Origin of the sequence: Sphingomonas sp. S6 (assembly GCF_043498045.1) — a bacterium.
In the GTDB taxonomy this organism is placed as follows: domain Bacteria; phylum Pseudomonadota; class Alphaproteobacteria; order Sphingomonadales; family Sphingomonadaceae; genus Sphingomonas.
In genome coordinates, this window is record NZ_JBIEOE010000005.1 from 264,873 (window position 1) to 277,165 (window position 12,293).

At 67.1% G+C, this 12,293-nt stretch carries 11 protein-coding genes and 1 pseudogene; 5 read left to right on the forward strand and 7 right to left on the reverse strand.

Annotation, left to right across the window (positions count from 1 at the left end):
- Positions 1 to 15 precede the first annotated feature (15 nt).
- From ACGVWT_RS11065 to ACGVWT_RS11095, 7 genes are all read right to left on the reverse strand, one after another.
- Positions 16 to 2,970, reverse strand: a complete 2,955-nt coding sequence (locus tag ACGVWT_RS11065) for a beta-galactosidase (protein ID WP_315462317.1) — start codon at positions 2,968 to 2,970, stop codon at positions 16 to 18.
- The gene (rhaM, locus tag ACGVWT_RS11070) at positions 2,967 to 3,284 is read right to left on the reverse strand and encodes an L-rhamnose mutarotase (RefSeq protein WP_315462316.1); all 318 of its coding nucleotides are present in this window, start codon (positions 3,282 to 3,284) and stop codon (positions 2,967 to 2,969) included. Before rhaM ends, ACGVWT_RS11065 begins: the two co-directional genes overlap by 4 nt.
- Positions 3,281 to 4,249, reverse strand: a complete 969-nt coding sequence (locus ACGVWT_RS11075; RefSeq protein ID WP_315462315.1) for an alpha/beta hydrolase — start codon at positions 4,247 to 4,249, stop codon at positions 3,281 to 3,283. Before ACGVWT_RS11075 ends, rhaM begins: the two co-directional genes overlap by 4 nt.
- Position 4,250: 1 nt before the next feature.
- Entirely contained in the window at positions 4,251 to 5,486 is a 1,236-nt protein-coding gene (locus ACGVWT_RS11080; RefSeq protein WP_315462314.1) for a rhamnogalacturonan acetylesterase, read from the reverse strand.
- The gene (locus tag ACGVWT_RS11085; RefSeq protein ID WP_315462313.1) at positions 5,474 to 6,292 is read right to left on the reverse strand and encodes a rhamnogalacturonan acetylesterase; all 819 of its coding nucleotides are present in this window, start codon (positions 6,290 to 6,292) and stop codon (positions 5,474 to 5,476) included. The genes ACGVWT_RS11080 and ACGVWT_RS11085 overlap by 13 nt, the downstream gene beginning before the upstream one ends.
- Positions 6,293 to 6,394: 102 nt before the next feature.
- Complete coding sequence (locus tag ACGVWT_RS11090; protein WP_315462312.1) at positions 6,395 to 7,189, reverse strand: IclR family transcriptional regulator; 795 nt, start codon at positions 7,187 to 7,189, stop codon at positions 6,395 to 6,397.
- A gap of 221 nt (positions 7,190 to 7,410) precedes the next feature.
- Positions 7,411 to 8,175, reverse strand: a complete 765-nt coding sequence (locus ACGVWT_RS11095) for an SDR family NAD(P)-dependent oxidoreductase (protein ID WP_315462311.1) — start codon at positions 8,173 to 8,175, stop codon at positions 7,411 to 7,413.
- Between the two features lie 136 nt (positions 8,176 to 8,311).
- Here ACGVWT_RS11095 and rhmD point away from each other — a divergent pair, with 136 nt between their 5' ends.
- From rhmD to ACGVWT_RS11120, 5 genes and pseudogenes are all read left to right on the forward strand, one after another.
- On the forward strand, positions 8,312 to 9,499 hold the full coding sequence (rhmD, locus tag ACGVWT_RS11100) for an L-rhamnonate dehydratase (protein WP_315462310.1): 1,188 nt from the start codon (positions 8,312 to 8,314) through the stop codon (positions 9,497 to 9,499).
- Between the two features lie 11 nt (positions 9,500 to 9,510).
- Positions 9,511 to 10,374 (forward strand): fumarylacetoacetate hydrolase family protein, encoded by an 864-nt coding sequence (locus tag ACGVWT_RS11105; RefSeq protein WP_315462309.1) that lies wholly within the window; start codon positions 9,511 to 9,513, stop codon positions 10,372 to 10,374.
- Positions 10,371 to 11,120 (forward strand): SDR family NAD(P)-dependent oxidoreductase, encoded by a 750-nt coding sequence (locus ACGVWT_RS11110; protein ID WP_315462308.1) that lies wholly within the window; start codon positions 10,371 to 10,373, stop codon positions 11,118 to 11,120. Before ACGVWT_RS11105 ends, ACGVWT_RS11110 begins: the two co-directional genes overlap by 4 nt.
- 13 nt (positions 11,121 to 11,133) lie before the next feature.
- Entirely contained in the window at positions 11,134 to 12,081 is a 948-nt protein-coding gene (locus tag ACGVWT_RS11115) for an amidohydrolase family protein (RefSeq protein WP_315462488.1), read from the forward strand.
- A pseudogene (locus tag ACGVWT_RS11120) lies at positions 12,081 to 12,293 on the forward strand (5-dehydro-4-deoxy-D-glucuronate isomerase); the annotation flags it as partial. The gene ACGVWT_RS11115 and the pseudogene ACGVWT_RS11120, both read left to right, overlap by 1 nt.

A 12,293-nucleotide genomic window follows, 5' to 3' on the forward strand; every position in this document is an offset into this window, starting at 1 on the left:
AGTCTCTCCGAAGGATCAATGGGTTGGATAAAGGTCGCGGTAAGCGGGTGCGGCCACGTCGGTGACGCCCACGCCGCCGCGCGCGTGATGGAGGGTGACGAGCTTTACGGCCTCGATCGCGTTGCCGGGCGCACCGTCGCTGGTGACGGCGAGCGCCAGCGTGTTGCGGCCGCGATGGTGCAGGATGCCGTCCGGGATCGGGAACACGCGTTGCGGGCCGACATTGGCGACGAACTGGCCCATGTTCCAGCCGTTGACGAAGATCAGCACGCGGTAGCGGCCGGGCGAGCGCGGTGTCTTGGGATCGCCGATCTGGAGGCCGATCGTCGCGTCATCGCCCTTGGGCACGGACAGGTCGAAGACGGTGCGATACCAGCTGGTGCCGGTATAGGGCTTGGCGTCGGCCAGCTTGAGCGACGGCCATGCGCCATCGGGGAAGCCCGGCAGCGTCCAGCCTATGCGCTCGCCGTACAGGCCACCATTGTTGCTGGGGCCGCGCGCGACGTCCTTCAGGTCTTCGCCGCCCGCACGGCCCTGGATTTTCCACGCGATCGGCACGGCAAAGCTGTCGCCGCCCGGCCGCGCGAGTGAGACGGAGATCAGCCCGCGCGGTTCCTTGTGCGCGTCGTCGACGTCGAGGTCCCAGTTGTGGCCGTTCACCCGCACCATCGCCGCCAGCACATGCTCGCCGGGGGCCTGTGCCTCCGGGGGCAGGGTGAATTCGGCGACGCCGGTCGTGATCGGCCGGGGCAGGCCGCCCGCCAGCTCGTGCTGGCCGACCAACTGGCCGTCGAGGAACAGCTGCAGCATCCCCGCGCCACCCGCGCCGTAATGGATCGTGGCGGTCTGCGCTTGCGGCGAGCCGGTGAAGCGGCCGCGATACCAGACGTCGCCGTCGTGGAAGCCATAGGAGTCCGCGCCGAGATTGGGCTGGCCGGTCGGCGGGCGTATGGTTGCGACGTTGCGCGCCGTGCCTGCCACGGTCCAGCTAGCGTCATCGAAATTGGTCCGCGCTTCCGGCGAACCCTCGGCATAGCGCCACGTCGCCGCCATCAGGTCGGGGAGGGCCAGAGCCTGGGGCGCGGGCAGGGGGCGGCGGGCGATCAGGCTGTCGCTCGCCGAGTGGGTGACGGGCACCGCCTGTCCGTTCCAGCGGACTACACGGACCCGGCCCCAGACTTCCAGCGGTGCCGCGGTTTCGGTGTCGCCGGTCAGGTCGAGCGTGTTTCCGCGCACCGTCGCACGGCGCACCAGCGCCGGACCACGCTCCAGCAGCGCCTCCTGTCGGAAGAAGCTCTGCCCCGCCGCAACGTCGCCGATCAGCAGCAAGAGCGGTGCGCGACCGCCCCCCTCGATCCGCACGCGGGCGAGGCCGCGATGGGTATAGGTCAGGCGCAGGTCGCCTTTGGCGGCATCGAAGGCACTCGAAACCTGCCCGTCGATCACCGTGACCTTGGGCGCGCTCGCGTAGCGCAGCACCGTCTCGCCCGGTTCGCCCGCGCGGCCGTAGAAGAGCGCGACATCCTCCGAACCCTGGCGGATTGTCGTCTGGAGTTCGGACGACGAATAGACCAGCCGCTGGCGTTCGAGATTGACGCCCGCCACCAGCAGCTTTGCATCGCGCCCGTGCAGTTCGCTGGCGAAGCTGTAGCGCCCGTCGGGCAGGTCCGCAGTGATGGTGAATCGCGCATCGCCGGTCGCGTTGGACGGCTTGGGCGCGACGAACAGCAGGCGCGCGTCGGTATCGGGGTTGCGGTCGTGATAGACCTGCACCGCATCGCTGCCGGTGATCGCGACCGGGGGTGCCTTCTCCAGCCGGGCAAGGTCGGGCACCGCTTGCAGGAACTGGCCGATCTGCTTCAGTTCCAGGGCCTTGGGCCGCAGGTTTCGCGCCTCGTCGATCGCCGAGCCATAGTCGTAGGATGTGTAGACCACCGGCGCGGGCAGCCAGCCCCAGCTGGTGCCGCCATAGCCCATATAGATGCTCTGGATCGCGATGCCGTTGGCGATGTTGGTGCCATAGAACACGCGCTGGTATCCGCTGCCGCGCTGGATCGCGTTGCACGGATACATGCCGTTCGATCCCCAATAATCGAACCAGCCGCCGCCGAACTCCGCGATGAAGCCGGGGGTCTTCGGCGAGGCGCTGGCGCCGCCTTTTGCCCCGCCGGGTCCATACAGGCCCCAGTCGGGGGCGGGGGCGCCCTTGGTCGGCTTGTTGTCGACGCCGCACACGCCACCGGGATAGCCGTCGAAGGCGTAAAGCTCTTGTGGCCCCGGCACGGTCAGCGGCACGTCGGAGTTCTTGGGCACCCAATAGCCGTTGCGGCCTTGGTCGTTGTGGAACATCGGCACGGAGATCCCGTCGGCGCGGGCCTTGTCGTACAGATGCTGCATGTAGCGGCCCTGGGCGGGGGTGGTCAGCGCCAGTTCGTTCTCGATCTGGTGGAGGATGACGGTGCCGCCCCGCCCTAGCTGATGACGCGCGATAATCGGGTTGATCCGGTCGAGCCATTCGTCGACCGCCGCGAGATATTCGGGATCGTCGGTGCGCGCTTTGCCCGGCTGATTGACCAACCAGCCCGGAAAGCCGCCGCGCGACAGCTCGGCATTCACATAGGGCCCGGCGCGGGTGATGACATAGAGCCCTTCCTCCTGCGCCATGGTCAGCACGCGCTCAACGTCGCGGATGCCGGTGAAGTCGTAGACGCCTTTCTTCGGGCTGTGAAAACCCCAGTCGATATAGATCGCGACGGTGTTGAAGCCGCTGGCCTTCATCTTCTGCAGGATGTCTCGCCACAGATCGGGCGAGGGCAGGCGGAAGGGGTGAAATTCGCTCGACCAGATCAGCGTCGGCTTGCCGTCGATGCGTAGCGAGCGGCTGTCGAAGGTGACGCGCGGCACCTCGGTCGGCGGCGCGACCTGGGGCGCGGCGGCACCGGCCAGCAGCAGGGCGGCAGCCAGGCTCATGCGAAGTGGAACATCGGCGTCAGTGGTGCTTCGACCGGGCGGTTGCCCGGCTGCACCTCCATCAGGTCGGCCATGTAATCCCACCAGCGCTGCATGACCGGCTGGCCGGGCAGTGTGTCGCGCGTGTCGTTGGGATGGAGCCGGAGCACGGCGAACAGCGCGTTCGTCTCCTCGTCGAGAAAGATCGAATAATCGTGGATTCCCGCCTCGCGCAGGGCCTCGGCAAGGTCGGGCCAGATCGCGTCGTGGCGGCGGCGATATTCGGCCGCCATGCCGGGCTTCAGCATCATGCGGAATGCGATCGGCTGGCTCATGTATCGTCTCCGGGAATGTTAAGGCCGTGGCGGTGGGCGAAGGTCGCGAAGCGCACGAGCCACGGGTGGGGCTTGCCGTCGGGGCCGATCAGGCGGGGGCCATGACCGCCGGTTTCGACGATATGGAGTTCCGCGGGACGGGGCAGCGCGTGGACCGCCTGGAACATGGTAATGCTGTTGGCGACCGGCACGACGGGATCGTCGGCGGCATGGCCGAGAAAAGTCGGCGGCATGTCGGCGGGCAGATTCAGCTCGGCGGAGTAGCGTGCGGCGGTCGCGGCATCGGGCGCGCGCCCGAGCAGTTCGCGTTTCGACTGACCATGGGCGAAGCTTTCGGTCATCGTGATGACCGGGAAGAACAGGCCGACGGTTTTGATCGTGGTTGGTTGGGTATCCATTGCGTCTACCGGCGCGTAGGTCTTGAGCGCCGACCGTGATGCGAGGCGCGCGGCGAGGTGTCCGCCCGCCGAAAAGCCCATCGCGGCGATGTTCGTCGGGTCGATGCCCCACTCTCGTGCGCGCGAACGAATGACGCGCAGCGCGCGCTGCGCATCCTGGAGCGGGGCGTCGGGACCCGCCGCCCAATTGTCGTGGGGCAGGCGATAGAGCAGGTCGAAGGCAGTGAGGCCTTGCGACGCGAGCCAGCGCGCCACGGCGGACGGTTCCCGCCCCACCGCGACGCGGGCATAACCACCGCCGGGGATCAGCAGCACCGCCGCGCCGGTCGGCTTCGTCGCAGGGCAGACGGTTAGCATCGGCGTCGCGATATGCGGCCAGGCGATATTGTCGGCAGGGCCTTCGGGTGCGCGCAGCACGAACGTGTCGACGACCGGCGGCGTCGGCATGCCCGGTGGCGTCTTGGGCCAGATCGGGAAGCGGCTGACGGCGGGCGCGGCGAGCGCCACGCGTGGGGTTGCGGCGAGCGACAGGCCAGCGGCGATCAGGGTGCGGCGGTCCAATGGCATGTCAGTTTCCTGCCGGGCGTTGCGTGCTGCGCGCGCCGCTGGCGGCGAGGCGAAAGGCCTCGGGCGCAGGCGGCTGGGTGGGGTCGAGCGGCGTCAGGTCGCGGCGAACCATGCGGGCGAGCGCTGGCACCTGTCGCCGCGCGGCATCGGCGACGATATGCGCGAGCACCCAGGCGCCGTAATTGTCGTGGTGCGTCGCGTCGCGGCCATCGTCGTTGAACGCGAGCGGCGCGCGCGTCCGTCCCAGCGCCTCGTAGAAACGGATCGAGGCGGCGTTGAGGTCGATGACCGGCGTCTGCGTTTCCGCACCGACGGTGCGGACGGCGGCGGCATAATCGGCGAGCGTCGGGCGGATATGGCCGTCGGCGGTCCACATCCGCCGCTCGGGTGAGGTGACGAGCACCGGGATGACGCCACGGCGCCGCAGTTCGGCGATATAGGTGCGCAGATAGTCGCGATAGGTTGTCGCGGCATCGGCATAGGTCTGCGGCCACTGCGTTTTCTGGTCGTTATGGCCGAACTGGATCATCGCGATGTCGCCGGGTTTCGCGCTCGCCAATACCTTGTCGAGCCGCAGCTCGGTGAGAAAGGATTTCAGCGTCTCGCCCGATTCGGCATGGTTGGCGACGGCGATATAGGGCGCGAGGAATGCGGGGAGCATCTGCCCCCAGCTCGCCGCGGGTTCCGCAGGCTGATCGGTGACGGTGGAATCGCCGAGCAGGAACAACGTCGGCACATCGACGGGCGCGATCGATACGGTGCGCAGGCCGGGCGCGTGGCCCAGCACTTCGAGCGTCAGCCGGTCGTCCCAGTTGAGGGCGCCGAGCTCGCGAGGCTTCAGGCGCACCGCATTGCCGCCGGGCGCGTTCGCAGGCGGCGGTGCCAGTTGCGGGTTGCGGACGTTCACGATGAACCGCCGCGTGACGATTTCGCCGGGACGCGTGCGGACCGCGTCGAGCATCAGGCGGCGGTTCTCCGCCTTGATCGTCGTATCGGTCGCGCGGGCGGGATCGCCCAGCGTGACCGTCACCGCATAATTGCCGGGTGTCGCCGCGATGGAAAAGAGATGGGGATCGGCCTCATAGCCGAACCCGTCGGCATAAGCCCGGCCGGGCGCGACGCGAATCGCTGCCGCGTCACGCGTCGAGCCGGCGAGGACATAGGTGCGTGCGGGCACGGCGGCGGGTGCCGCCACCGCCACCGCCACCGCAGCCGCCAGTGCGGTCAGAGCGTACACGACGGGCCGCCCGCGGGCGTATCGCGGCGCAGCGCGGAGCGATCCATCAGGACATGGCCCGCGATCGGCAGGCCGGTAGCGGCGAGTCCGCCCGCGACCAGATCGGCGATGCGGCGCGCGCCCAGCTCGCTGAAGTGCGTGTCGTCGTCGACTGCGTCCTTATAGCCGGGCAGTCCTTCGCCCTTGGCGTAATGGAGGTAATAGCGTTTCGACCCGTCCGGCCCCAGCGCGTCGATCCAGCGTTCGGACAGCGCGGCAAGGTCGATCAACGGCACCTTGGTCTCCTCCGCGACGCGCTTGGCGGCGGCGGAATAGGTGGGGAAGCTGGGGACGACATGGCCGTCCTTAAAGGCGCGGCGCGTTACCGGGGTGATCAGCACCGGCTGGGCATGCGCCATGCGTGCGACTGCGATGAAATGCTTCAGGTTCGCTTCGTAGTCGGGGATAGGCGTGTAGCGTTCGGGCTTGGCCTGGTTCGCATCGTTATGACCGAACTGGATCAGCAGGGTGTCGCCCGGCTTCAGCGTCCGCGCGATCGCGTCGAGCCGTCCTTCCGCCATGAAGCTCTTGGTGCTGCGACCCGCCTGGGCACGATCGTCGATCGTCACCTCCGGCCCCACCGCGCAGCGCAACATGCTGCCCCAGCCCGACAGCGGATATTGCTGCGCATTGTAATCCTTGGCGGTCGAATCGCCGGCGATGACGATACGCATCTGGGGTTGGCTCGCCTGGTCCTGCGCGGCGGCGCTGGCCGCCAGCGGCAGCAGGATCGCGGCGATCCCGAGCAGTGGCTTCGTCGTCGCCATATGCACCCATCCTCCTGTCGCCCGCGGCTCTTGTCGGCCGTGATGCAGGGTATGGAAGACTATCCCATATAGTGCAAGAGATGATTGTTATATGAGAAGGGGTCAGCCCTGTGCCGGGTCGCGCCAGCCGAGGTCGCGGCTGATTGCATGCGCGGTGCCGAGTACCTCGTCGGTCAACGTCGTCATGCGATCGTCGGACATATATTGCGCAGCGCTCGAGACGCTGATCGCGGCGACGATGCGACCGCTGGCATCGCGGATCGGTGCCGCGACGCAGCGGATCTGGTCTTCGTTTTCCTCAAGGTCGAACGCGCAGCCGCGGCCGACGTAACCGCGCATGCGCGACAGCCACAGGTCATAATCGGCCGTATTATGATCGGCCTCGAAATGCGGCTGCCACTGGCGCTCGGGATCGTCGAGCATCAGCGCCTTGCCGAGACCGGTCGACGTCATCGGTTGGCGGTCGCCGATGCGGCTGCTGATCTCGACGCGGCGGCGGCCGGGGATCTTGTCGAGGTACAAAGCGCGGTCATGGTCGCGGACGCCGAGATGCACCGTATCTTCCGACGCGGCCGCGAGCGCCTCGATATGATCGCGCGCGATCTGGACGACGTCGGCCTGCTGCTGCGCGAGGAAGCCCAGTTCGAGCAGCTTCGGCCCCAGGCGATAGCCCTGGCGCGGCGTGAAGGTAAGGAAGCGGCGGTCGATCAAGGCGCTGGCGAGGCGGTGCGTCGTGCTGCGCGTCAGACCGAGCCGGCTGGCGAGTTCGGCGAGCGCGATCGGGCGATCGGCGACGGCGTCGATCAGGTCGAGGCCGCGCAACAGCGTCTGGCTGCCAGAGGGGGACTTTGCCTCGCTGGGATCGGCTGGGGCGGCCTTGGCGGCGGATGCGGGCATGGTCGAGCTCTCCTGTGACGCGAGCGACCTGCGTCCTCGTGCCATAATATGGGACTATTTGCCCGGCGCACGGGTCGCTGTCGAGCGCTAAAACGCGGGGGCTTCCGGCGATCAGCGGCCAGAACCGAGAAGAGTGCGGACCATGCGCAGCGGACGTCGCCGAACCCGCGTTGCGTGCTCGGCGACGGCGCACGCGGCGTGACGGTGGGGTAGGGTCCCGCCTACTGCAGGTTCACGAAGGCGCCGCCGTCGACCAGCAACGCCGCGCCGGTAACGTAACGCGCCAGATCGGAAGCGAGGAAAATGGCCGGCCCCGCCATATCCTCCGGCACGCCCAGTCGGCCAAGCGGCACACGGCCTTCCATATATTTGCGCTTGCCCTCGTCGGCGAGGTCATCCTTGTTGATCTCGGTAAGGATGGTGCCGGGCAGCAGCGAATTGCAGCGGATATTGTGCCGGCCCAGTGCGATCGCGGCGGACTGCATCAGCGAATGGAGCCCCGCCTTGGTGGGAGTATAATGTGTCTGGAATTCGCCGCCGACGAGCGCCGAAATGGAGGAGACGGCGATGATCGATCCGCCATGGCCCTGGTCGACCATCTGTCGTGCTGCAGCCTGGCACATATAATAACCGCCGTGCAGGTTGACGCGCATCGTGCGTTCGAACGTCTCGACCGGCATGTCGAGGAAGCTGTGGAAGGGGCAGATGCCTGCGTTCGACACCATCACGTCGACCTTGCCGAACGCCTTCACCGCCTGCGCGATGAACTCGGTCGCGGTGGCGGGATCGGCGACGTCGCCCTGGATCGCGACCCCACGCTGGCCCGCCGCTTCGATCCCGGCAATGCATTGCGCCGCGCCGTCGGTGTCGCGCGCGAAGTTGATCGCGACGTCCGCGCCATGCTGTGCTGCGCCGATCGCGATGGCGCGGCCGATGCCGGTGGAGGCGCCGGTGACGACCACCGTCTTGCCTTCGAGCAGTTTCATCGCATTCCTCTCCGTCGATCCATTGTGCTGTAGTCCCGGTGCCATTTCGACCAAAGAGCCGATTGACGCCCGGAGTCTCACTAGCTAGTATCCTATCCCATAAAGTGAGAAAGTAAACCGGGCAGAGGGGCTTGCCGTGGCGTTGTCGAAGATCAAGCATGTCCGCGCCTTTGTCGCGCGCGGGGCGGGGGCCGATTATCACGATCAGGGCGCAGGCCATTGGATCGACGATCACATCGCCACGCCGATGAGCCGCTATCCCGAATATCGCCAGTCGCGGCAAAGCTTCGGCATCAACGTGCTGGGCACGCTGGTCGTGGAGATCGAAGCGGAGGACGGCACGATCGGCTTCGCGGTGACGACCGGCGGAGAGCCTGCCGCCTATATCGTCGAGAAGCATCTCGCCCGCTTTCTCGAAGGGCGCTCGCCGGTCGAGGTCGAAAAAATCTGGGACCAGATGTATTTCTCGACCCAATATTACGGCCGCAAGGGGCTTGTGGTGAACGCCATTTCCGGCGTCGACCTGGCGCTATGGGATTTGCTCGGGAAGCTGCGCGGCGAGCCGGTCTATCACATGCTAGGTGGCGCTGTGCGCGACGAACTGCAATTCTACGCCACCGGCGCGAGGCCCGATGTCGCCAAGGAGCTCGGCTTCATCGGCGGCAAGCTGCCGCTCCACCACGGCCCGGCCGAGGGGCTGGAGGGGATGGAGAAGAACATCGCGCTGCTCGCCGATATGCGAGCCAAGTGCGGCGACGATTTCTGGCTGATGTACGACTGCTGGATGTCGCTCGACCTCGACTATGCCACCCGGCTCGCGCAACGCGCCTGGAACGAATGCGGGCTGAAGTGGATCGAAGAAGCCCTCTCGCCCGACGATTACTGGGCCTATGCCGAGCTGCGCAAGAAGGCGCCGCCGGGCCTGCTCGTTACCACCGGCGAGCATGAGGCAACCCGCTGGGGTTTCCGCATGCTGATCGACATGGGCTGCTGCGACATCATCCAGCCCGATGTGGGCTGGTGCGGAGGCGTGACCGAACTGATCAAGATCGCCAATTATGCCGACAGCCGCGGCGTGATGATGATCCCGCACGGATCGTCGGTCTACAGCTATCATTTCGTCATCACCCGGCACAATTCGCCCTTCGCCGAATTCCTGATGATGCACCCCGGCCCGACCGAGGTGGTGCCGATGTTCGCGCCGCAATTGCTGGGCGAGCCGGTGCCGCAGAACGGCCGCATCCGCGCGAGCGCGCTCGACAAGCCCGGCTTCGGCGTCGAGCTGAACGCCGACGTGCCGCTGCATCGCCCCTATACGCACTGAGGATTTTTGCCATGAAGCTCTGTCGTTACGGCGCGCGCGGCGCCGAAAAACCCGGCCTGATCGATGCAGACGGCCAGATTCGCGATCTGTCGGGCGTAATCGCCGACCTGACGCCTGCCGAGGTGACGCCCGAGGTGCTCGCCCGTCTCGCTGCACTTGATCCCGCCAGTCTCCCGCTGGTCGAGGGGGAACCCCGCTACGGCGTACCCGTCGCGGGCATCGGCAAGTTCATCGCGATCGGTCTCAATTATGCCGATCACGCCAAGGAAGCGGGCCTGGAACCGCCGCCCGAACCGATCTTCTTCACCAAGGCGATCTCGTGCCTGACCGGGCCGAACGATCCGGTGATGATCCCCAGGGACTCACAGAAGACCGATTGGGAGGTCGAGCTGGGTATCGTGATCGGTAAGACGTGCCGCTACGTCGAGCAGGCCGATGCGCTCGATCACGTCGCGGGCTACGTGCTGGCGAATGACGTGTCGGAACGCGCGTTCCAGAAGGAACTCGGCAGCCAGTGGGACAAGGGCAAGGGCTGCGACACGTTCGGCCCGGTGGGTCCGTGGCTGGTGACGGCGGACGAGGTCAGCGACTGCCAAGCGCTGGATATGTTCCTCGACGTCAACGGCAAGCGGATGCAGACCGGCAATACCGCGACGATGATCTTCCCCGTTGCCGAATGCATCGCCTATGTCAGCCGCTTCATTACGCTGCATCCCGGCGACCTGCTCATCACCGGCACGCCGCCAGGCGTGGGTGAGGGGCAGAAGCCCGACAAGATCTTCCTGAAGGCGGGCGACACGATGCACCTCGGCATCACCGGCCTCGGCGAACAGCGCCAGACCTGCGTGCCCTTCGCGATGGAGCTTCCCGCGTGAGCAGCTATGCAGGTCGCTTTGCCGGCCGCACCGCGATCGTCACCGGCGGCGCGTCGGGTCTTGGCTGCGCGGTGGCGAAGCGGATCGTCGAGGAAGGTGGCAGTGTCGCCTTGTGGGACGTCGATGCCGACCGCCTCGCCGAAACCCAGCCTGAGATCGGTGCGACCCACGTCGAGGCATTCGACGTATCGGACGCGGCGGCGGTCGCCCGCGCGACCGACGCGACCGTTGCCGCGCTGGGCAAGGTCGACATCCTCGTCTGCTCGGCGGGGATCACGGGCGCGACCGCCTCGGTCGATCAATATCCGATCGACAGCTGGCTGCGCGTGGTCGACATCAACCTGAACGGCCTGTTCTATTGCTGCCGCGCGGTGGTGCCGCATCTCGTTGCCAACGGCTATGGTCGGATTGTCAACGTGGCGTCCGTCGCGGGCAAGGAAGGCAATCCCAACGCCTCGGCCTATTCGGCGACCAAGGCGGGTGTGATCGGCCTCACCAAATCGCTGGGCAAGGAACTGGCGGGCAAGGGCGTGATCGCCAACGCGCTGACCCCGGCGACGTTCGAAAGCCCGATCCTCGCGCAGCTGCCGCAGAGCCAGGTCGATTATATGCGCGGCAAGATCCCGATGGGGCGGCTGGGCGAAGTCGCGGAAAGCGCGGCGATGGTCTGCTTCATGGCCAGCGAGGAATGCAGCTTCACTACGGCGTCGACCTTCGACACGTCGGGCGGGCGGACGACCTATTGATGGCGCTGCAATGATGACAGGCGCGGGTGGCGAGGCGGCGATTCCGTTCGTCGACGCGCACATTCATCTGTGGGACCTGACGCGGCTGCGCTATCCGTGGTTGTCCCCGCCGTTTGCAGACGATGGCCCGAACGGATCGGTCGAACCGATCGCCACGACCTATCTGCCCGCCGACTATCGACGCGAGATGGCGCGGTGGAACGTCGTCGGCGCGGTGCACGTCGATGCCGGCGCCGATCCCGCGCACGCGCTCGCCGAGACGGAGTGGCTGGAGGGGCTGGCGGAGGCGGATGGGCTGCCGACCGGCATCGTCGCCTTTGCGGCGCTTGACGCCCCGGACGTCGAGACATTGCTTGCCGCGCATGCGCGGCACCCGCGGGTGCGGGGCATCCGCCATATCGTCAACTGGCACGCCGATCCGCAGCGCAGCTATACCTCAAGCGACGTGACCCGGGACGATGCATGGCAGCGCGGCTTCGCGGCGCTGGCGCGGCATGGCCTGTCGTTCGACCTGCAATGCTATCCGGGGCAGATGCCCGCGATCGCGACGCTCGCTGCGCGGCATCCGGACGTGCCGGTGATCGTAAACCATGCCGGCATGGCGGTGTTGAGTGACGCCGATGGTTATGACGAATGGCGTCGGGGCCTTGCTGCGCTGGCGGCCTGTCCGCAGGTCGCGGTGAAGCTGTCGGGCTTCGGGTTCGCGCGACGCGACTGGGACGCGGCGTTCGTACGCGACACGGTGCGCACCGTCATCGACCTGTTCGGCACCGATCGGGCGATGTTCGCGAGCGACCTGCCGACCGACCGCCTGTTCGGCAGCATCGACGCGCAGATGGAGGCATGCCATGCCGCCGTCATCGATTGCAGCGATAGCGAGCGCCGCGCGCTGTTCGCCGGCAACGCCAATCGCATCTACCGGCTGGGGCTCGACCTGCCGCTTACCAAGGACGATCACTGATGTACGACCGGACCTATTACGCGACGCATCCGGACATGATGGAGTGCGTGTCGAACGACGAGCTGCGCGATCGTTATCTGATTCAGGGGCTGTTCCGCGACGGCGAGTGCGTGCTGAACTATACGCACGCCGAGCGCTTCGTGATCGGCGGCGTCGCGGTGGCAAGCGGCAGCGTCAAGCTGCCCGACCAGACCGAGCCGGCATCGGCGGCG

Bases quoted from the DNA above. Each gene is read 5' to 3' on its own strand.
- ACGVWT_RS11105 (WP_315462309.1), top strand. From the start codon at position 9,511: ATGAAGCTCTGTCGTTACGGCGCGCGCGGCGCCGAAAAACCCGGCCTG.
- ACGVWT_RS11090 (WP_315462312.1), bottom strand. From the start codon at position 7,189: ATGCCCGCATCCGCCGCCAAGGCCGCCCCAGCCGATCCCAGCGAGGCA.
- ACGVWT_RS11095 (WP_315462311.1), bottom strand. From the start codon at position 8,175: ATGAAACTGCTCGAAGGCAAGACGGTGGTCGTCACCGGCGCCTCCACC.
- rhaM (WP_315462316.1), bottom strand. From the start codon at position 3,284: ATGAGCCAGCCGATCGCATTCCGCATGATGCTGAAGCCCGGCATGGCG.
- ACGVWT_RS11085 (WP_315462313.1), bottom strand. From the start codon at position 6,292: ATGGCGACGACGAAGCCACTGCTCGGGATCGCCGCGATCCTGCTGCCG.
- ACGVWT_RS11115 (WP_315462488.1), top strand. From the start codon at position 11,134: ATGACAGGCGCGGGTGGCGAGGCGGCGATTCCGTTCGTCGACGCGCAC.
- ACGVWT_RS11075 (WP_315462315.1), bottom strand. From the start codon at position 4,249: ATGCCATTGGACCGCCGCACCCTGATCGCCGCTGGCCTGTCGCTCGCC.
- ACGVWT_RS11065 (WP_315462317.1), bottom strand. From the start codon at position 2,970: ATGAGCCTGGCTGCCGCCCTGCTGCTGGCCGGTGCCGCCGCGCCCCAG.